Origin of the sequence: Marinobacter sp. (genome assembly GCF_965229985.1) — a bacterium.
Lineage (GTDB): Bacteria > Pseudomonadota > Gammaproteobacteria > Pseudomonadales > Oleiphilaceae > Marinobacter.
Genome location: NZ_OZ245935.1, coordinates 4,342,657 through 4,363,268, shown reverse-complemented (window position 1 = coordinate 4,363,268; position 20,612 = coordinate 4,342,657). Strand labels below are relative to the sequence as shown.

At 57.2% G+C, this 20,612-nt stretch carries 19 protein-coding genes; 11 read left to right on the top strand and 8 right to left on the bottom strand.

The window, feature by feature from the left end; all coding sequences use genetic code 11:
• The first annotated feature begins 122 nt into the window (after positions 1-122).
• The 3 genes from ACO06L_RS20050 (at position 123) to ACO06L_RS20040 (ending at position 5,401) form a co-directional block, all read left to right on the top strand.
• Positions 123-1,094: a ribonuclease Z gene (locus tag ACO06L_RS20050; protein WP_202347172.1), complete on the top strand. Its 972-nt coding sequence runs from the start codon at positions 123-125 to the stop codon at positions 1,092-1,094.
• 142 nt (positions 1,095-1,236) lie between these two features.
• Complete coding sequence (locus tag ACO06L_RS20045) at positions 1,237-4,992, top strand: DUF1631 family protein (RefSeq protein WP_202347171.1); 3,756 nt, start codon at positions 1,237-1,239, stop codon at positions 4,990-4,992.
• A 202-nt stretch (positions 4,993-5,194) separates the two neighbouring features.
• A complete protein-coding gene (locus ACO06L_RS20040) occupies positions 5,195-5,401 on the top strand; it encodes a cold-shock protein (protein ID WP_008176018.1) in 207 nt (68 codons plus the stop codon).
• A 90-nt stretch (positions 5,402-5,491) separates the two neighbouring features.
• Here ACO06L_RS20040 and ACO06L_RS20035 read toward each other — a convergent pair whose 3' ends face one another.
• Positions 5,492-5,971 (bottom strand): Lrp/AsnC family transcriptional regulator, encoded by a 480-nt coding sequence (locus ACO06L_RS20035; protein WP_064227189.1) that lies wholly within the window; start codon positions 5,969-5,971, stop codon positions 5,492-5,494.
• A gap of 157 nt (positions 5,972-6,128) precedes the next feature.
• On the opposite strand from ACO06L_RS20035, the gene ACO06L_RS20030 reads away from it, so the two are divergent.
• The 4 genes from ACO06L_RS20030 (at position 6,129) to ACO06L_RS20015 (ending at position 12,825) form a co-directional block, all read left to right on the top strand.
• Positions 6,129-9,647 (top strand): indolepyruvate ferredoxin oxidoreductase family protein, encoded by a 3,519-nt coding sequence (locus tag ACO06L_RS20030; protein WP_202347170.1) that lies wholly within the window; start codon positions 6,129-6,131, stop codon positions 9,645-9,647.
• Positions 9,640-10,827, top strand: coding sequence for an aromatic amino acid transaminase (locus ACO06L_RS20025; RefSeq protein WP_202347169.1), 1,188 nt, complete (start codon positions 9,640-9,642; stop codon positions 10,825-10,827). The genes ACO06L_RS20030 and ACO06L_RS20025 overlap by 8 nt, the downstream gene beginning before the upstream one ends.
• A gap of 56 nt (positions 10,828-10,883) precedes the next feature.
• A complete protein-coding gene (locus ACO06L_RS20020) occupies positions 10,884-12,266 on the top strand; it encodes a sodium-dependent transporter (protein ID WP_202347168.1) in 1,383 nt (460 codons plus the stop codon).
• A gap of 139 nt (positions 12,267-12,405) precedes the next feature.
• A complete protein-coding gene (locus ACO06L_RS20015; protein WP_202347167.1) occupies positions 12,406-12,825 on the top strand; it encodes a universal stress protein in 420 nt (139 codons plus the stop codon).
• A 33-nt stretch (positions 12,826-12,858) separates the two neighbouring features.
• Here ACO06L_RS20015 and ACO06L_RS20010 read toward each other — a convergent pair whose 3' ends face one another.
• Positions 12,859-13,719 (bottom strand): DUF6544 family protein, encoded by an 861-nt coding sequence (locus ACO06L_RS20010; protein ID WP_421846181.1) that lies wholly within the window; start codon positions 13,717-13,719, stop codon positions 12,859-12,861.
• A 106-nt stretch (positions 13,720-13,825) separates the two neighbouring features.
• Between ACO06L_RS20010 and ACO06L_RS20005 the strand changes: the two genes are divergently transcribed.
• A complete protein-coding gene (locus tag ACO06L_RS20005; protein ID WP_202347165.1) occupies positions 13,826-14,680 on the top strand; it encodes a PA4780 family RIO1-like protein kinase in 855 nt (284 codons plus the stop codon).
• Positions 14,681-14,698: 18 nt separating this feature from the next.
• On the opposite strand, the gene ACO06L_RS20000 is transcribed toward ACO06L_RS20005, so the two are convergent.
• From ACO06L_RS20000 to ACO06L_RS19985, 4 genes are all read right to left on the bottom strand, one after another.
• Complete coding sequence (locus ACO06L_RS20000; protein ID WP_202347164.1) at positions 14,699-15,169, bottom strand: MaoC family dehydratase; 471 nt, start codon at positions 15,167-15,169, stop codon at positions 14,699-14,701.
• Positions 15,170-15,196: 27 nt separating this feature from the next.
• A complete protein-coding gene (locus ACO06L_RS19995) occupies positions 15,197-15,652 on the bottom strand; it encodes a CopD family protein (RefSeq protein WP_202347163.1) in 456 nt (151 codons plus the stop codon).
• A 21-nt stretch (positions 15,653-15,673) separates the two neighbouring features.
• Complete coding sequence (locus tag ACO06L_RS19990) at positions 15,674-16,714, bottom strand: GGDEF domain-containing protein (RefSeq protein WP_227512636.1); 1,041 nt, start codon at positions 16,712-16,714, stop codon at positions 15,674-15,676.
• 113 nt (positions 16,715-16,827) lie between these two features.
• Positions 16,828-17,499, bottom strand: coding sequence for an SDR family oxidoreductase (locus ACO06L_RS19985; protein WP_202347162.1), 672 nt, complete (start codon positions 17,497-17,499; stop codon positions 16,828-16,830).
• Positions 17,500-17,645: 146 nt separating this feature from the next.
• Here ACO06L_RS19985 and ACO06L_RS19980 point away from each other — a divergent pair, with 146 nt between their 5' ends.
• Positions 17,646-18,476 carry a zinc-dependent peptidase gene (locus ACO06L_RS19980; RefSeq protein WP_064227179.1) on the top strand — a complete coding sequence of 277 codons (831 nt, stop codon included), beginning with the start codon at positions 17,646-17,648 and terminating at the stop codon, positions 18,474-18,476.
• 64 nt (positions 18,477-18,540) lie between these two features.
• Positions 18,541-18,717 (top strand): DUF2897 family protein, encoded by a 177-nt coding sequence (locus ACO06L_RS19975; RefSeq protein WP_064502513.1) that lies wholly within the window; start codon positions 18,541-18,543, stop codon positions 18,715-18,717.
• A gap of 42 nt (positions 18,718-18,759) precedes the next feature.
• On the opposite strand, the gene ACO06L_RS19970 is transcribed toward ACO06L_RS19975, so the two are convergent.
• On the bottom strand, positions 18,760-19,269 hold the full coding sequence (locus tag ACO06L_RS19970; RefSeq protein ID WP_202347161.1) for a copper chaperone PCu(A)C: 510 nt from the start codon (positions 19,267-19,269) through the stop codon (positions 18,760-18,762).
• A gap of 259 nt (positions 19,270-19,528) precedes the next feature.
• Here ACO06L_RS19970 and ACO06L_RS19965 point away from each other — a divergent pair, with 259 nt between their 5' ends.
• A complete protein-coding gene (locus ACO06L_RS19965; RefSeq protein ID WP_202347160.1) occupies positions 19,529-20,248 on the top strand; it encodes a tellurite resistance TerB family protein in 720 nt (239 codons plus the stop codon).
• Positions 20,249-20,251: 3 nt separating this feature from the next.
• Here ACO06L_RS19965 and ACO06L_RS19960 read toward each other — a convergent pair whose 3' ends face one another.
• Positions 20,252-20,590: a zinc ribbon domain-containing protein YjdM gene (locus ACO06L_RS19960; RefSeq protein ID WP_008176055.1), complete on the bottom strand. Its 339-nt coding sequence runs from the start codon at positions 20,588-20,590 to the stop codon at positions 20,252-20,254.
• Positions 20,591-20,612: the final 22 nt, after the last annotated feature.

The following is a 20,612-nucleotide window of genomic DNA, read 5'->3' as shown; positions in this document are numbered from 1 at the left end:
CTCCTTATGTGTATGTCGCAAACCGGCTCATTAGCGGTCGCCCCGGCTAATGGTTTCTCAAATCTGCTACCTTCGTATTATGGCGGACAGAGAGTCGACACGTTAACCCGAAAAGGCCTGGTATGGAATTCACCTTCCTCGGCACTTCAGCCGGAACGCCCACAAAATCCCGCAATGTGACTGGTCTGGCGCTTAGCCACGGCGGACCGAAACACTGGTACCTGATTGACTGTGGGGAAGGTACCCAGCACCAGTTGTTGAGAACGCACCATTCGGTGATGCAGCTGCAGGCCATATTTATCACTCACATTCATGGCGATCATACCTTCGGGCTCCCCGGGCTGCTGACCAGTGCCTCCATGCTTGGCCGAACCGCCCCGCTCTACCTGGTCGCGCCCCGTCCGGTGAGAACCTTCATTGAGGCGGCTCTGGGCAACAGTGACTCCAGCCTCAGCTTTGAACTGAGATTTGTCGATTCCGAAGCAGAGAATTTCCGCTGGGAAGACGACGCGCTGTCGGTTACGGCGGTTCCCCTTTCCCATCGTGTGTCCTGCCGGGCGTTTGTGTTCACTGAAAAGAATCTGGAACGCCAGCTGCTCCGGGACAAGCTTGAAGCGGATGGTATTGAGGCCGGTCCGGCCTGGGGCCGACTGCAACAGGGCCAGGACGTGGTGTTGGAAGATGGTCGCCTTGCCCGTTGCGATGACTACACCCAAATTGCCAGGAAACCGCGCAAAGTCATCGTCGCCGGTGACAACGATCAGCCCGACCTGCTTCTGGAAGCGAGCACTGATGTTCAGGTGGTTGTCCATGAGGCAACCTACACACAGGAAGTCTCGGACCGGGTCGGCCCCTGGCCGCAACACAGCTCCGCTGCCCAGGTGGCCCGCTTCGCCGAGGCGGCAGGTGTCCCGAATCTCGTACTTACCCATTTCAGCTCCCGATATCAGTTGAATCCGGATGCCTATCCGCACATTGGTGAGATCGAGTCCGAGGCCACAGGTATTTATCGGGGAAACCTGTATCTGGCGAGGGATTTCGCACGCTATACCCTGGGCAAGGATCTGATGTTTGAAGCCACTGAGCGTCTATAATGCAGTCGTGGATTCAGGCTAGTGCAGGACGTCTAGTGTGTCGCTTTTGTAGATTCACTTTGCGTTTGGTGAAGTTCGAATTAAACTGCATTCAGGATAAATTGAACAAAGATTCATTTTTCGCTGCTCAGGAAGGCGGTCAATGCCCTCGCTCAACGCAAAACAGTCCAGACTCAGCAAGGATGCGGTTGTTGTTACACCGGGCCTGATTCCCTGCGGCTGCGTCATTGACAGCGTGGCTCTGGACAGCAAAGAGCTTCGCCTCAGCCTGAAGCAATTTACTTCGCCCGCTGTACTGGACCAACTGTCATCGTCTGCCGCCGGGCAGGCGGATCTTCATGTCTTCCTCGATCACGATCATGACAAGCAGCATATCCATTTCAGGGGCGCGGTCCGTGCTGGCCGTGGCAACAGCATTTCGCTCGACATCGCGGGCATCACCCCGGACCTGAAGCGCGAAGTTGATCTTCTGGTTCAGCACACGGGCAGGAGCAGGCTTGCAGACGCGGCGCCAGACCCTGCACTGAAACAACTTTACCACCAGCATTGCCGTCGACTTCTGGAACAATTACTTCCGGAGTTTATGGAGGGTACCTTCGAGGGCATTGAAGCCGACCTGGAACAGGCGGCCGAACTGCGTGAAATCACCCGCCTCAAGGATATACGCTTCATCTTCCAGAGCCGCCAGCAGCGGATGCTCCAGGATTTCCAGGCCCAGTTCCAGGCCAATCAGGCGACCCTTGAGCCCGCCACTGAGTCCCGGGCCGGCAGCAAGGAGTTGCACCTGCTGCAACAACACGAGTTTGAAGACTGGCTTGATTTGCAAGCCATTGCCACGGGGATAAGCAAGGCAAATTCCGGCGCAACCTTCTTGCTCAACCAGTTTCTGAACCAGATTTTCCGGCAGGACGTCAACGATGACAACAACCCGCTGACACCTCGAGCGCTTTGTGTTTGCCTGCAATACATGGTCGACCATCTGGGCATTGCGCGGGAGCATCGCCTGACCATTTACCGAGCCTGGGAAAGCGCTCTGGGCAGAGTCTGGCCCGCGGCAATCCGCTCCCTGATCAATGATTGCCGCCGGGCCGGACTTGAAGCCCTGGACATCTCTGAGTTGCCGGCAAACTGGTCGCTGAGGGACCACCCATCAGAAGAAGCAGATTCAACTACTGGAACCGTGAAGAACTCATCGGCCGAGCCGGCGGGAACGGAAGACATTGGGCATGCGACATCAGAGATGCCATCGGCTGGACGCTCCCTGTTCCAATTGATGGCACTGGAAGCAAGCCCCTCCTCCGAACTCGCAGACTGGGAGGAGCCGAACCCGAAGCTTTCAGAAAACCTCCGTTCCCGGCGCCGCGAGCTTCTGAATCGCTTACACGACGACGAACCGGATATGGCTGGGTTGCTCCAGGAACTGGCCGACTCGGACTCAGACCTGGCAAGCTCTCTGGACCGCACAGCGGTGGAGAAGGCCAACCTGGTGGACCGGCTGTTTGCGCCGCTAAAGACTCACGAGGAGCTGTCGGGTTCGCTCCGCCACCAACTGCAAAAACTTCGGCTGCCGGTATTTGAAACGCTGGTTGAGACACCTGACTTTCTGAATGCCGACGACCACCCTGCCCGGGACATTATTAACAACCTGATGCACATCTGCCTTGCTGAAAGAGCATCGAGCAAGAAACTGGAAGCGACAGTTGCCGACATCGTCGAGGAACTGACAGAGATTGAGGTTTCGGACCCAGAACTGCTGGAGACTCTGGGCCAAAGGCTGAAACAGCTTGTTGAACGGCAGGATCAATCGTTTATCCGGAATTCAGAACGGCTGGCCAAAACCCTGGAGGGCAAAGAGCGCCTGCGCAGAACTCGCAAGCAGGCCAGGCAAAGGGTGAACGCGCTCCTTGGCGGCCGGCAGGTTCCGAAAATTCTGATCGGTCTTCTTCAGGCGGGCTGGGAGCAACTGATCGTTCTGACCATGTTGCGGGAAGGTCAGGAAAGCCGACACTGTGAAGAACTCATTGATGTAGTGGCGCAACTCCAGGCCTGGCTGTCTCCTGCCGGCACCTCCGAAGAGCTGGCATTTGAACGAGAACTTGAAAGCAGTGTGGTGCTGCAGTTTATTGAACGGGAGCTCAGAACGGCCGGTGATGTCTCACGAATACGACCCGTGATAGACGAGTTATCCGAAATTCTTCAGGGCCATGTGGAGGCACAGACCACCTGGGTGGAGGAGTACGGCGACGACGATGAGGCGCCGCTTACATTGCCTCCAGAGATTGAGGACAGCCGTTGGGTCTCAAGGGCAAAGGACATAGCCGTCGGCGATTGGGTTGAAGTCTGGCTAGACAGCGGGGAGCCCCGTCGCATGCGCCTGGTTTGGGGTGGCGAGGAGTCACTCCGGTTTGTTTTTCTCTCACCCAAGGGAATGAGCGAAGTCAGTTACGGGTTCTCGGAATTTGTCCAGAAGCTCGCCGAGGGCGAAGCCTGGCTGGTAGAAGATGGCGACATCCCGTTCCTTGATCAAAGCCTGTTCAGCATTGTTGAGGAGGTTTACCGGAAGCTGAATTTCCAGGCCACCCACGACGCCCTGACCGGCTGCATGCATCGCCATGACTTCGAAAAGCAGGTGTCGGGGCTGATCAGCACAGCACCATCATCTCCGGAAGACAGTTCTTCCGCCCTGATGGTACTGGACATAGACGAGTTCAGTGTCATCAACGCTTCCTATGGCGCGGAAGCCGGAGACACCCTGTTAAGACACGTCGCCGACACGCTTCGGCAAGCTTGCGAGTCCCGTTTCTCAGAATCACACGTTGGCCGGATAAGCGGCAACGAGTTTGCAGTGCTCATCAATAACATCAGCACGGAGGACTGCCTCGATTTCGCAGAATCCCTGCGCCGAAACTTCGAGCAGCAGGTTTTCCAGCATGGGCCGGCGGAATACAAGGCAACGGTAAGCATCAGTATCCGACCGGTTACCGGTGCCGCTAACTCCCCCGGTGATCTTCTCAATCAAGCGAGCCTGTCACTCAAGGCAGCCAAGAAGCTTGGCGGAAACCGGATTGAACTGGCAAGGGGAAACAAAGACCAGTCGCAGATCGGCACACCTCAGTGGGTCACCGAAATCGACCGCACTATCCGCGACGGCAGCCTCTATCTCCGGGCCCAACCAATTGTTGCACTTGCTCCGGAAAGCGGCGAAGGCAAGATGTATGAACTCTTGCTTGGCCTGAAAGACAGCGCTGGCAAGGAAATCTCGCCCCAGGGCTATATTGAGGCGGCCGAACAATTCAAACGCAGCACGCGAGTTGATTTGTGGGTCATTTCCGAAGTGCTGGCCTGGATGCGCGACAATCCGGAGGCGCTGGACAAAATCGCCACTCTTAACGTCAACCTCTCAGGCGCGTCTTTAAGCGATGACAGCTTCATGCTCGGCCTGGAATCCAACCTCAGGTCGAATCCGGAGCTGGCTCACAAGATCTGTTTTGAGATAACCGAGACCTCTGCCGTGGCCAACCTCCATTTTGCTTCCGATTTCATGCGTGAAATGAAGCGCCTGAATTGCCGGTTCGCCCTGGATGACTTTGGCACCGGCCTGTCCTCCTATGCCTACCTGCAGAAGCTGCCAGTGGACTTCGTGAAAATCGACGGCATTTTCGTCAGGGACATGGCCACCAACCTGACTAACTACGCCATGGTGCGCTCGATCAACGAGCTGTGCCATTTCCTCGACCTGAAGACCATTGCCGAATACGTCGAGGATATGGAAATCATGGACACCCTGAAGGAGATTCAGGTGGACTATGCACAGGGCTTTGCCATCGCCAAACCTCGCAGGCTCGACCTCCTGGGTAACAGAAAAACCGACACCTCGGTTTATGCCTACAAGAAATAGCTTTGCATTCTCCGGCAGTGAGAGTACAGTGGGCCTCGTTGGAAAGATTTAGCAAAGCATTTCATCAATAAGACCGCTCAGTTGTAACAAGTAGCACGTCCTGTTTTTGATCACGCCAGTTTTTTGTTTCCGCATACCGCTGATCAGGCATCAAAAGATGATCTGACGGCACATTAAATGATTGAAATCAGGAAAGAATATTATGTCTACAGTTACCGGCAACGTTAAGTTTTTCAACGAAGCAAAAGGTTTTGGCTTTATTACTCGCGAAAGCGGCCCGGACGTTTTCGTTCACTACAGCGCCATTCAGGGCGGCGGTTTCAAGACTCTGGCTGAAGGCCAACAGGTCGAGTTCACCGTTACCCAGGGCCAGAAAGGTCCTCAGGCGGAAAACGTAGTCGCTCTTTAATTATAAAGAGATGCTCTGCAAATAGCAGACGACACGTTTAGAAAAAGGCAGCTTCGGCTGCCTTTTTTCGTTCAGGTACCCGTCCTGAACCTACTGAATGCCTTCCACCGGGATCGTCTCGGTATTCTTTATCTCCCGCAACGCAAAGTTTGAATTAACCTGGGCAATGCCCTGCAGGGTGAAGATCTTTTCGTTCAGGAACCGATCGTAACTGGCCATGTCCGGCACAATCACCCTGAGCACGAAATCGGCATTACCGGTCACCGCGAAACACTGAAGTACCTCGGGGTAGCTGCTCACCTGCTGCTCAATTTCTGCCGTACTGTCGATGTTGTGCCTCTGCAGCGACAGATTGACCAGCACGCACAGACCCTGACCAATGCGCTCCGGATCCACTCTTGCGCTGTATCCCTGGATCACACCACTTTCCTCAAGTGTCCGCACCCGGCGCCAGCAAGCAGCCGGTGACAACCCCACCTGCTCGGCCAGTAACTGGTTACTGATGCGCCCATCCTGCTGCAGTGCCGATAGAATTTTCCGATCCAGCTTGTCCAGCTCTACCTGTTTCATTTGGTAACACCTGACTTTTATCAAAGGTTCTTTCTCTTTATTGTCATTTATCAAACGTCCTTTCGCAAACTCTCGAAACCGTCACCCAATACGCAAGCACCTTTTGCGGACTTCCCTCTAGAATTTTGGTCATAAAATCGACAAAAAGGAGGGCGCCATGTCCGCCGATACCCCACAACTCGACGATTACAAACTCGAAGACCGCTACCTGCGGGAATCCGGTCGGGTGTTCCTGACCGGCACACAGGCGCTGGTCCGAATCCCCCTGATGCAAGCAGCCCTGGATCGCAAACAGGGATTGAATACGGCCGGCCTGGTGAGTGGCTACCGGGGCTCCCCTCTGGGTGCTGTCGACCAGGCACTCTGGCAGACCAAGGATCTCCTGGAGAAAAACCGAATCGATTTCGTGCCCGCCATTAACGAAGACCTCGCCGCCACGATCATGCTCGGTACCCAACAGGTGGAAACCGACGAAGACCGGCAGGTGGACGGGGTTTTCGGCCTCTGGTATGGCAAAGGGCCGGGCGTGGACCGCGCAGGCGATGCACTGAAACACGGCACCACCTATGGCTCCTCGCCCCATGGCGGCGTGCTGGTGGTAGCGGGTGATGACCACGGCTGCGTATCATCGTCCATGCCCCATCAGTCTGATGTGGCGTTCATGAGTTTCTTCATGCCCACCATCAACCCGGCCAACATCGCCGAGTATCTGGAGTTCGGGCTCTGGGGCTACGCCCTGTCCCGCTACAGCGGTTGCTGGGTCGGCTTCAAAGCGATCTCGGAAACCGTGGAAAGCGCAGCTTCTGTCGAAATTCCACCTGAGCCGGATTTTGTTACCCCGGACGATTTCACGGCTCCGGAAAGCGGCCTTCATTACCGCTGGCCGGACCTGCCGGGGCCGCAACTGGAAACCCGCATCGAACACAAGCTCGCAGCCGTTCAGGCTTTTGCCCGGGCTAACCGCATTGACCGGTGCCTGTTCGACAACAAGGAAGCCCGCTTCGGTATTGTCACTACTGGCAAGGGTCACCTGGATCTGCTTGAAGCCCTGGACCTGCTGGGCATCGATGAAGACCAGGCCCGGGACATGGGTCTGGATATCTACAAGGTGGGCATGGTCTGGCCCCTGGAGCGTCGCGGCATCCTGGACTTCGTTCACGGCAAGGAAGAAGTCCTGGTGATCGAGGAAAAGCGCGGCATCATTGAGAGCCAGATCAAGGAATACATGTCAGAGCCGGATCGTCCTGGCGAGGTTCTGATTACTGGCAAACAGGATGAGCTAGGCCGACCGCTCATCCCCTATGTCGGCGAGTTGAGCCCGAAACTGGTTGCCGGCTTCCTGGCGGCCCGTCTTGGTCGCTTCTTCGAGGTGGATTTCAGCGAGCGCATGGCTGAAATCAGTGCCATGACCACCGCTCAGGATCCGGGCGGCGTCAAGCGTATGCCCTATTTCTGCTCTGGCTGCCCCCACAACACCTCCACCAAGGTCCCTGAGGGCAGCAAGGCCCTGGCCGGCATTGGCTGCCACTTTATGGCGTCCTGGATGGGCCGGAACACGGAATCCCTCATCCAGATGGGTGGCGAAGGGGTCAACTGGATTGGCAAGAGCCGCTATACCGGCAACCCCCACGTGTTCCAGAACCTGGGTGAAGGCACCTATTTCCATTCCGGTTCCATGGCTATCCGTCAGGCGGTAGCTGCCGGCATCAACATTACCTACAAGATCCTGTTCAACGACGCCGTGGCCATGACCGGCGGTCAGCCGGTGGACGGCCAGATCACCGTCGACAGGATTGCCCAGCAAATGGCCGCAGAAGGGGTCAATCGGGTTGTTGTGCTCAGTGATGAGCCCGAGAAATACGATGGCCATCATGACCTGTTCCCCAAGGATGTCACCTTCCACGATCGGTCCGAGCTCGACCAGGTGCAGCGCGAATTGCGTGACATCCCTGGTTGTACCGTGCTGATCTACGACCAGACCTGTGCCGCCGAGAAGCGCCGCCGGCGCAAGCGCAAGCAGTTCCCGGATCCGGCAAAGCGGGCCTTTATCAACCACCATGTCTGCGAAGGCTGTGGCGACTGCTCGGTGCAGTCCAACTGTCTCTCGGTGGTGCCGCACAAGACCGAACTGGGCCGCAAGCGCAAGATTGACCAGTCCTCATGCAACAAGGACTTCTCCTGTGTTAACGGATTCTGCCCCAGCTTCGTGACCATTGAAGGCGGTCAGTTACGCAAATCCCGCGGCGTTGACACCGGCTCCGTACTCACCCGCAAGCTGGCTGACATCCCAGCTCCCAAATTGCCTGAAATGACCGGCTCCTACGATCTGCTCGTGGGCGGTGTCGGCGGTACAGGAGTGGTGACGGTCGGCCAGCTGATCACCATGGCGGCCCATCTGGAGTCGCGCGGTGCCTCGGTACTGGATTTCATGGGCTTCGCCCAGAAAGGCGGCACGGTGCTGAGCTACGTTCGTATGGCACCGTCCCCGGACAAGCTCCACCAAGTACGGATCAGCAATGGCCAGGCCGATGCGGTCATCGCCTGTGATCTGGTGGTAGCGTCTTCCCAGAAGGCCCTGAGCGTTCTCCGGCCCAACCACACCCGGATTGTCGCCAACGAAGCGGAACTGCCTACCGCCGACTACGTGCTCTTCCGCGACGCCGATATGAAGGCCGACAAACGGCTTGGCCTGCTGCAGGACGCAGTTGGAAAAGATCACTTTGACCAACTGGACGCCAATGGCATTGCCGAGAAACTGATGGGCGACACCGTATTCTCCAACGTGATGATGCTCGGTTTTGCCTGGCAGAAGGGCCTGCTGCCCCTGTCAGAAGCCGCCCTGATGAAGGCCATCGAACTCAATGGCGTGGCGATCGAGCGGAACAAGGAAGCCTTCGGCTGGGGCCGACTGGCGGCCGTGGAACCCAGCGCAGTCACGGATCTGATGGACGACAACAAAGCCCAGGTTGTTGAGGTCAAAACCGAGCCAACCCTGGACGAACTGATCAACACCCGGCATAAGCACCTGGTCAACTACCAGAACCAGCGTTGGGCCGACCAATACCGGGACGCAGTTGCAGGGGTCCGGAAGGCTGAGGAGTCCCTCGGTGAAACCAACCTGCTGCTGACTCGTGCAGTAGCCCAGCAACTGTACCGGTTCATGGCCTACAAGGACGAATACGAAGTCGCGCGACTGTTTGCCGAAACCGACTTCATGAAAGAGGTGAATGAAACCTTCGAGGGTGACTTCAAAGTCCACTTCCATCTGGCCCCGCCCCTGCTTAGCGGCGAGACCGATGCCCAGGGTCGCCCGAAAAAACGCCGGTTCGGCCCCTGGATGTTCCGGGCCTTCCGGCTGCTGGCGAAACTTCGCGGCCTGCGCGGAACCGCAATCGATCCGTTCCGCTATTCTGCCGACCGCAAGCTGGACCGGGCCATGCTGAAGGACTATCAGAGCCTGGTAGACCGGATCGGTCGTGAGCTCAACGCCAGCAACTACGAAACCTTCCTTCAGCTTGCCGAGCTGCCTGCCGATGTCCGCGGGTACGGCCCGGTGAGGGAGCAAGCGGCAGAAAGCATTCGTGAAAAACAGACTCAGCTGATCAAGGCGCTGGACACCGGTCGCCCGACCCTGATCCGCACCCAACAGGCCGACGAGGAGGCAAACCATGTTTGAAGCACTCCAGCCACTGCCCCAGGATCCGATCCTGCAACTGATGCAGACCTTCCGTGAGGACAATCGCCCGGACAAGGTGGACCTGGGCATCGGTGTCTACAAGGATGATGCGGGCAATACGCCCATCATGGCCGCCGTGCACGAAGCGGAGCGTCGCCTGCTTGAGGGTGAAACCACCAAGAGCTACGTGGGGCCGGCCGGGTCCGCCGGCTTCAACAGCGCCATGGCAGAGCTGATCCTGGGCAGCAACAGCCCGCTGGTCCGCGACGGTCGCGTATCGGTCATCCAGACACCGGGCGGATGTGGCGCCCTGCGTATGGCCGCCGAGTTTCTGCGCCTGTGCAAGGCGGACACAAAAGTCTGGGTCAGCACGCCCACCTGGGCCAACCACTTGCCTTTGCTTGGTGGCGCCGGCCTGACTATTCGCGAATATCGGTACCTCAATCCAGAGACCCTGCAGGTAGACTTCGGCGCCATGCTGGAAACCCTGGAACGGGCGGATGCGGGCGACGTGGTGTTGCTGCACGGGTGCTGCCACAACCCCTCGGGCGCGGACCTGAGCCTGGCCCAGTGGCACGAAGTGACCAGCCTGATCCAGCGCAAAGGCCTGCTGCCCTTCGTGGACATGGCCTATCAGGGCCTTGGCGAAGGCCTGGACGCGGATGCAGCTGGCCTGAGGTACCTGGCCAGTGCGGTACCTGAAATGCTGATCGCAGCCTCGTGCTCCAAGAACTTTGGCCTCTACCGGGAGCGCACCGGCGCTCTCGCCCTGGTTTCGAAAACCGCAACCGTAAATGCCGCCGCCACCAGCCAACTGCTGAGCGTCATCCGGTCGAATTATTCAATGCCACCGGCCCACGGCGCCTCAATAGTGGAGACCATCCTTGGCGATGACGCCCTGCGAGCCCAGTGGCAACAGGAGCTAAACGGTATGTGTGAGCGCATCCTGCATCTGCGTCACGCTTTTGCCGGCGCGCTTTCACCGGTCGGCGACTTCGAATTCATCGCCCGTCAGCGAGGCATGTTCTCGTTCCTCGGAATCAGTCCGGAGCAGGTAGGCCGGTTACAGAAGGAACACGGCATCTACATGCTGGAAAGCAGCCGCGTAAACGTTGCCGGTTTGAACGACCGCGTCTTGCCACAAGTCGCTTCCGCCCTGCGCGAGGTGCTCGGCAAGTAAATACTTTTTCGACAACAACCAATCAGTCCGACAAAAACAATTAGCCGGAGAGAAGAATGAGTGAGAGTACCCAACCACACCAGCAGGCCAATAACCTCTGGTCCTCACGGATGGCCTTTATCCTGGCTGCGGCTGGTTCAGCCGTTGGCCTCGGGAACATCTGGAAGTTTCCGTACATTACTGGCGAGAACGGCGGCGGCGCCTTCGTTCTGATTTACCTGGCCTGTATCTTCCTGATCGGCGTGCCGGTACTGATTGCCGAGACCATGATTGGTCGGCGCGGCGGTCAGAGTCCCGTGGCCACCATGCGCACCCTGACCAAAAGCGAAGGCACCGCCAGGGGCTGGAGAGCCATCGGCTGGAACGGGGTAATTGCATCCTTCCTCGTGCTTTCTTTTTACGCCGTGATTGGCGGCTGGGCCCTGGTCTATATCGGCAAAGCCGCAACCGGGCTGTTTACCGGCGCGGACGCCGAGGCCATTGGCGGCCAGTTCGGCGGATTGCTGGCCAACCCCTGGGAACTGTTGCTCTGGCACTCCGTATTCATGGCCATCGTCGTGTTTATCGTTGGCCGGGGCATTCGCTCCGGGCTTGAGAAAGCCGTGAACATGCTGATGCCCCTGCTGTTCTTGCTGCTGATTGCGATGGTGATCTATGCCATGAACAGTGGCAGTTTTGGCCGGGCCGTGAGCTTTATGTTCTCGCCGGACTTCAGCAAACTGACCACCGCTGGTGTTCTGACGGCCCTGGGCCATGCCGCCTTTACGCTCAGTATCGGTATTGGTGTTCTGATGGCCTATGGCTCCTACCTGCCAAAAACCGTAAACATTGCGCGGACCGCCATGACCATTGCCGTGGTGGATACCAGCGTTGCCCTTCTTGCGGGGCTGGCCATCTTTCCTCTGGTATTTGCCAATGGCCTTGAGCCAGGGGCAGGCCCCGGCCTGATTTTCGTAACCCTGCCACTGGCCTTTGGCCAGATGAGCGGTGGCGCACTGTTCGGCACCATTTTCTTTGCCCTGCTGCTGGTCGCTGCCATCACTTCGGCCATTTCCATGCTGGAACCGGTGGTGGAATGGCTGGAAGAACATAAAGGTGTCAGCCGGGCGAAAAGTGCCTTTGGGGGAGGGCTGGCAATCTGGTTTATCGGTATCGGTACCGTATTGTCGTTCAACGTATGGGACAGCGTGCACCCGCTGGGCTTCATCCCGTTCTTCGAAGGCAAGACGGTGTTCGATCTGCTCGACTTCCTGGTCTCCAACCTGATGATGCCCCTGGGCGGACTGGCCATTGCCCTGTTCGCCGGCTGGGCGATGAAACGAGAGGGTCTGCCGGCCGATATTGGTCTGCAGGGCGGCAGCTACACGGCGTTTATGTTTGTACTCCGGTATTTAACGCCGGCCGGTATCGCCGTAGTGTTCCTTTACAACCTCGTCTGACGGTAACGAGGCACCCTTGACCGAAAAAGCCCGGTGAACTTCACCGGGCTTTTTTTGACATACCCAACAGGGCATTGCCAATCTGAATGCAGGACAACAGACCAATGTTCTGCAACTCAGGCGGAAAAGGAGAACTCTCATGTATAGCAAGATCCTCGTTCCGGTCGACCTCGCCCATACCGATAAAATGGTGAAGGCACTTAATACATCCATTGATATTGCCAAACACTACAACGCGACCCTGTGTTACGTCAGCGTCACCAACAGCACGCCGGGAGCCGCAGCTCACAATCCGAAAGAACTCAAGGAGAAACTGGCCGTCTTCGCGGAGGAGCAGGGGAAATCCCACGGCATCAGTACGGACAGCATCGTCATGGAGACCGCCGATACGGCAGTGGAACTTGAAGACAAGTTGCTTGAGGCTATTAAAACCACAGGTGCAGACCTGGTGGTGATGGCTTCTCATCCGCCGGGAATCGGCGACAAGCTCCACATTCTCCACTCCAACGGCGCCAACATCGTCAGGCACAGTGACATTTCGGTGTTTGTCGTGCGCTAAGGGCAAGGTAGCCATGCGATTGCATCCGGGATACTACTCCGGATGCATCATTGCGGCGGGCCTCGGAAATTCCACATCTGTGACTTCGGCAATGAAGAAGGGAAAATAATCGTCCGTGGCAAAGAAATTCCCGGCTTCTACGCGGGTCGGCAATACAAATCCCTCAAACTCTTGAAACTCTGACAGGTATCCACCGAACGGCTGCAAGCGATGAACTTTTTCCGGATTCGCATTGCTCCAGCGGTCGAAACTCACTTGGAGGGGACGACCGTCTTCAGCCACCACAACATTCACCGCCTGCTCCATACCCTCGTGGCGGACAATCACCCTGGCCGTATTTACATCCACAAGCTGCCACGCAACCCCTGGGCCAGGCAGCAGAGCCGCCGGCGTCCAGAACACCGCCTCCGCCACATACCGGCCGAATGCCGAACGGGTGTGATCCGGGTCGCCGCCCATCCGGGCCACCGGAAGCAATCCCATCAGCCAGAACCGCGTCCACTGTTCGGTGTCTGAGCCGGAAACCCGCAGGGCGCCGCGGCTGGCGCTCATTTTCCAGATAAAGCCTTCGGGCATGGCCAGCATCTGAGTGGCCTGCATGTCCATGTATTCGGGCGATTCCCGATTGCCCATGCCGAATTTTCCGGTCATGGATATCCGGGCAACCGTATAAAGCGGAGTTCCGGGCTGAATGGTGTACCGGAAATACCGCCGGGCGGGCTCCGGCAGCCCCTCGAGGAGAGAAAGATCAAAACGCTGCGGTGAAGCCGGCTGCAGAGCCGCCAACCTCGCCATGGCGGCCTGGTCCGCATTGTGGTCAGCCTGTCGCCAGAACCACAGAGCGATGGTGACAGCAACCACCAGAATCAACAGGATCAGGAAAACGATTTTCATGTAAGCTATGCTCCGTAGCAGTCATTGTCCCTGCCCTGCCTGCATCCAGTCTTGTTCCAGATCAATGAACGTGGCTGGCCGACTCACTGTCCGTCTGAAAGGTTTTATGAAAGTACCGAAGAGATTACAACCACTTGTCGATGACGGCATGGTGGACGAAGTGCTCTACCAGCTTATGAGCGGCAAGGAAGCGCAGGTTTATGTGGTGCGCTGTGGCGACCAGACACGTTGCGCCAAGGTCTTCAAGGAAGCCTCCAAGCGAAGCTTCAAGCAGGCGGTGGAATACCAGGAGGGCCGAAAGGTCCGGAACAGCCGGCGGGCCCGGGCCATGAGCAAGAAAACCAAATACGGCCAGAAGGAGCAGGAAGATGCCTGGCTCAATGCCGAGGTGGATGCCCTTTACCGGCTTGCCGCCGCGGGTGTCCGGGTTCCCGAACCCCTGGGCTTCGTGGACGGCGTGCTGCTGATGGAGCTGGTGGCGGATGAAGATGGCAAGGCCGCGCCCAGGCTGGATGATGTCATCCTTTCCCCGGAGCAGGCCCGTGACTTCCACGGCCAGGTCATCCGCGAGGTGGTCCGCATGTTGAGCGCCGGTCTGATCCATGGGGACCTGTCGGAATTCAACGTTCTGGTCGATGCCAACGGACCGGTCATTATTGATCTTCCGCAGGCGGTCAACGCCTCCGGCAATAACAACGCGGAACGCATGCTCGAACGCGACGTCGACAACATGCGCCGCTATTTTGGCCGATTCGCGCCGGAGCTGTTGAACACCGATTATGGCAAGGAGATCTGGGCGCTCTACGAATCAGGCGACCTCCACCCGGAAAGCAAACTCACCGGCTGTTTCCAGCACGATGATACCGCCGCCAACGTTGACGAACTGATGGAAATCATCGATGCGGCAAAGGAAGAAGAGTGGGAGCGGCAGGAACGAATGAGGGACTCTGAGGAGGACTGAAATAATAGCCGCTGCTGGTCAGCTCTCGGGCGTCGTTTTCTGTTCGCTGACCATTACTGACATCACTTCCTGTTCCCTGGGTCCTGGCAGAATACCCGTCAACCAGGCTTCGATAACCGGCTCACCGTGCTGATTCGAGAGTATCGCTTCGGCCCGGGCCCGGTTCCGCTCATCTACATCGGTGATGGTGAACACGCAGGTTATGGTGTCGCCGAAATACACTGGCCGGCGGAAGCGAAAGTTCATTCCTGACGCCAGCCAGCCTATCTGCCCTCCCACTTCCGTGATCATTCCACCAACCAGCAGACCGTGGCAGATCTTGCCCTGCAGGTTCTTGGCTTGCGCGAACTCGTCGCTGTAGTGCACCGGGTTCTGATCGCGGCTGATCTCTCCAAAGGACAGGGTTTCGTCCTCGGTGAACGTTCGTGCCAGGGTAAAGGAATCCCCCGCTTTCAGGCCGGCAATGGCTCTCTTTCGAATATCGGTCATGATATCGGTCCCCGATCGTTCAGCAGGTTACAGGTACCGACCGCCAGACCCTATGGCGACCACAATCAGGCCGAGGATCAGATTGATACCGACTAGCCGGCGAATCTTGCCCACCTGTACACCGCCAGCCTGCGGATCCTTGTCTGCAACCGCCTGCTTGAGCCGCCGGAAAGGCGCAAAATACACGTGGAAGTAGAGCAACATCATCACCAGCCCGAGCGTCTGCATGGCGTGAATATGCCAGCCGGCACCGGCCATACCGCCAAACACACTGAAAATCATCCAGTAGCCGGTGACCAGTAGCAACACAACTGAGAGCCACACCCAGCGAAAAAACCGTTCAAGCGTCCTGGACCACAGAAGGCCACGCTGAGAGGCCTCCACAACCTCAACCACGGCCGGACGCATCGCCATGTAGGCGAAGAACATACCGCCAACCCAGATAACCGCGGACAGAACGTGCAATGCAATTGCAAGACTCATCAAAGCTACCCCTTTATCTCGTCAGATGGTTTCCAGCTCGACCCGATTACGGCCGCCGGTTTTACCCCGGTAAAGCGCTTCATCAGCCCGGCTGACAGCCGCACTCAGGTCGTCGCCAGCTCGCAGTTCGCTCACACCGATACTGATCGTAACTTCGGCATCACCGCCAGTAATCGCGCTCCAGTCCCTGGCCAAAAACGCGTTTCGTATCCGCTCCGCGCTTGCCTGCGCTTTGCCGGAATCCGTATCAGGGAGAATGGCCAGGAACTCCTCACCGCCCCACCTACCAATCAAATCCTGGGCCCGGAGCTCCTCACGAATCACATCGGCAACAAAACCCAACACTCGGTCGCCGGTTTCGTGGCCATAGGCGTCGTTGATTGATTTGAAATGATCGACATCCAGCAGAAGAAAGCCAACTGGGTGACCGCTACGGCTGAACCTGGCCAATTCTTTTTCAGCCAGATAGGTCATGTGCCGGCGATTGAAAAGCCCGGTCAGTGAATCCGTTGTTGCCATTTCCCGGAGCTTGCGCTGGGCTGTGACCACCATTCTCAGGTAATAGGAAGACAGGTAACTGAACATGGCAAAGACCACGCTCAGGTTAAACAGATGGACGATATGCAGAGCCGTTTGATGAATCGGCTGTAACGGCTCGATATACCACATCAGGACATCCAGGGCGATGTAGTAACCCCACAGGGCCAACAGCGCATAGATGGCCCATTTCCGTGATGCGGACACACAAATCGCCGGTATGAACATCAACAGGTAATAATGGAAACCGCTCTCCCATCCAATCAGAACGATGCCAAGTCCGGCATGGCCAAGCACTTCGGCCCAGATGAGTACGACCGCAATCCTGTTCCTGTGGTATTTGAGTGCGTAATAGGCCCCGGCGTACATGGCCACGCTGACCACGTTGATCCATGCCAGAATCGGCGAACCCAATGCATGAAAAAGAAAGAAAAAGATGACATCTACAGTTCCGGCGATCTGGGCACATCGCATGGCCAAACGCCAGAACTGGGGCCTGCGCTCCCGCTCAGGCTCATAATTCATTGGAGCACTCGCACTTTTCATCGACAGCAGAATTCCTTTTTAGGTAACAAGAGTACTCGTTAAAACAGAATCCTGCCTCACTCCAATGCAAACAAATGAAAATGTTTTCAGGATCACCACGGCAGCTCGTCGCCGTTGCTGTGCCAGAACGATCCGGTATTCTCCAGGGTCAGGCCATCAATCCGCTCTGCCAGGCCTTTTGCCGATTCTTCTGGAGTAATCAACCCACCAAAATTCACCATTCGGGTCTGAACATAACCCGGGTGCAGCTGGGCCACGGCGATACTCCGCGGTTTCAGATCCATCGCGAGGGACTTGCCAAAGGCATTCAACGCCGCCTTTGAAGCACGGTACCCATAGCGGCCGCCAGAGTCGTTGTCGGCGATAGAGCCCATCCGGCTGGTGATGTTGGCGATTTTGCCTCCGGAGGGGATTTTTTCGAACAAGGCTTCAGCCACTCTCAGGGGAGCATAGGCATTGATCTCCATCTGGGTGCGGATGGAATCGAAATCGATACTGCCCAGTTTCTCGTCCTGCAGCAGACCGGCATTGTTGATCAACAGATCGATACGCTCGCCCTCAAGACCGGCCACGAGCTTCGTCACGCCCTCATCGGTGGTCACATCGACTCTGTCGATGATCCTCGCCGCAACCTCTTCCAGCTCCGGCGAGGCCTCCCGGCACACGCCGATCACCGAGCAGCCGCGGCTTGCATAGAGCCGGGCGAGCTCCAGACCAATGCCCCGGTTTGCCCCGGTGATTACAACAGTGGAATTATCGGACATATCAGCCTCCTCAACGATCAATACAGTTCATGCAGCTTCACATCCCCTGCACTTTAGAACAACCAGCAATACGGGCCCTGACTGCGTGCAGATCCAATTTTTCTGTAAGATACGGGGTAATTCAATCAATGGTCGCTGGGAGCAGCATGTCAGCAGCACTTGTTTTCGCAGTATTTGCAGTGACCCTGATCGCGGCAACCATATTCTACCTCTTCTTCTACCGCGCCTGGCGGAGGGAACGGGAACTGAGGGTCCCCTTTCCAACACCGTGGCGCGAGCATCTTGATTCGAACGTGCCGCTTTACCGACGGCTTCCTGAAGCCCTCAAGCAAACCTTGGAGCAACGGGTCCAGCTTTTTCTCTCCGAGAAAGAATTCTATGGCTGTGACGGCTTTGAGGTGGACGACACGGTGAGAGTAACCATTGCCGGCCACGCTTGCTTGCTGATTCTTGCCCGCCCCTATTCGGATTTTGACGAGGTAAGCAGCATTCTGGTCTATCCCGATGCCTATCACGTCAGAGACATTGAAAGCGATGGCATGGTTGTCAGCGAAAGTAATGAAATACGGGCCGGTGAGGCCTCAAGCAGGGGCCAGGTGGTGCTGGCCTGGCGAGAATGCCAGGAGGCCGCCAGGAACCCGCACAGTGGCCATAACGTCATGCTACATGAGTTTGCACACCAGCTGGACTACCTGGACGGCACCGCAGACGGGGCACCGCCGCTGAGTGGAGAGCAGGCCCGGCACTGGCAAAGTTCCATGACGACGGCCTACGAAGACCTCAGGCATTCCCTCCGGCACCACCATAGATCCTGGCTTGATCCATACGGCGCTACCGAACCGGCAGAATTTTTCGCAGTGCTGACCGAGGCATTTTTCCAGCAGCCGCGCCATCTCAAGCGAGAACAGCCCGAGGTCTACAAGGCCCTGCAAGGGTATTATCGACTGGACCCGACAACTCTGTGGCAGGATGCGTGACAGTTGTGACAGATCGATGCGTGGTCCACTATGTAGGGAAGCGGATCATTTGGTGGAGGTGGACATGCCAGCCATAGGATGGATATTCATAATTGTTGCCCTTGCGTTGATCGTGGGCAGCCTGATGATACTGCGCGACAATGCACACAGCATGAAAATCTCCGATGAGAAAATGAAGAAGATTCAGGCACGCAAGGCGGAGATCGAAGCCGAGGAAAGCGCCGAAGACAAGGAGTGGTAGCCCGGCCAGTTCAAGTATAGAAGACTGAACCGGGCAGATGCGTCAGTGCCCGCTGTGGTCCATCTCTTTGCCAGAGTGGTCCATACTCTGTTTTTCCATCATCTCGCGATCCAGCGGCGCAACATTCAGCTCAACCTGCATATCTTCCGCGCCCTCAAAGCTCAGGGTCAGCGGAATACTCTCACCCTCGCGCAACGGGCTTTTTAGTTTTTCCAGCATCAGATGAAAGCTGTGGGGCTTCAACTCCACGGTACTACCTTCTGGTATGACAAGCCCGCCGTTGACCGGAGCCATTCGCATCACACCATCGTGCATGCTGGTCTCGTGGATCGATACGCTGCCTGCCCTGGGGGTTGCGGCCCCAACGAGGGTGATATCACTGCTGCCGCTGTTGGAGATGCTCATGTAGCCCACTCCCATGGGCGTGCCAGGCGGTGTGGGCCGGCTCCAGGGATGATCGACCTTGACGGGACCCTGGCTGTAATCATGGGCTAGAGTCGTCGGGGCAACCAGGGCCAATGCCAGCACAAATACGCTCAGGCAGTACTTCATGTCCAGTGTTCCTTGTCGATGATATAGAGGTACAGGATAGAAAGACGGTACCGCGGATCCAAGTTTTTCAGTGCGACGAATGGTCGCAGATAGTCGGGCGAAGCGCCAAATCAAGCTCCCATGCCTTCAGGCCGTCATCCATGGAACTAAATGCTGCCAAATATGACAACAGGGTAATACCGACCCCATGAACCCATGGCGTCAGGCAGCGTAAACTGGCGTCGATACATAGCGGGTTATCCGAGAGAGGAACTGGCAAATGAACGTGATGTCTGTACTGAACCAGGTAATGAAACAGGCCCAGGGCACTCAATCCCAGGGTGGAGGAATGGATGTCAACAAGATGGTGAACAGCCTAGGCAGCCAATTCAAAGGCGGCCAAAGTTCCGGTTCAGGCATCGACGTTAAGAGCCTGCTGGGCGGCGGAGCGCTCGGCATGATGCTGGGTTCCAAGCGCGGCCGAAAGATGGGCGGCAAAGCACTGAAATACGGTGCCCTTGCAGGGGTGGGTGTCCTGGCCTGGAAAGCCTATCAGAACTATCAGACCAACAGTCAGAGCCCGGCGCAACCGGCAGCGGCACAGCAGGGCCAACCACTGGAGCAACTGCAGGGACAGGCACAGGAACAACGGGGACTGGAAATCCTCCAGGCCATGATCATGGCGGCCCGCGCAGACGGCCACATTGACGCCAACGAGCGCGCGCTTCTCACCCAGGAAATCGAAAAACTGGGGCCAGATGATGAACTCCACGCCTGGATCCAACAGCAGTTCGACGCCCCGCTGGATGCCGTTGCCCTGGCCCGCAATGCCGACTCGCCACAGGCAAGCCGGGAAATCTACATCGTCAGCGCAGTGATGATTGATGACCAGAACCCCATGGAACGGGCCTGGCTGGACCAACTGGCCAGCGCCCTGCAACTCGACCCGGGCCTTGCCAGGGAACTCGAGCAACAGATCCAGAGTGCTACAACGGGGTAAAAGTCAGGCCTTCTTGACGAATTCCGATTTCAGTTTCATGGCGCCAATACCGTCGATCTTGCAGTCGATATCGTGGTCGCCTTCAACCAGGCGGATACTCTTCACCTTGGTGCCAACTTTGACAACGGAACTGGAGCCCTTGACCTTCAGATCCTTGATAACAGTCACCGAATCACCATCCTGAAGCTCATTGCCGTTGGCGTCGCGAACCACCTTCGCGGCGTCAGCTGCCGCAGCCTCCGCCTCAGACCACTCATGCCCGCACTCTGGGCATACCAGTTGAACGCCGTCCTCATAGGTGTATTCAGAACTGCACTGGGGGCATGGAGGGAGCTGCGACATTATCATTTCCTGTTAATTGAAT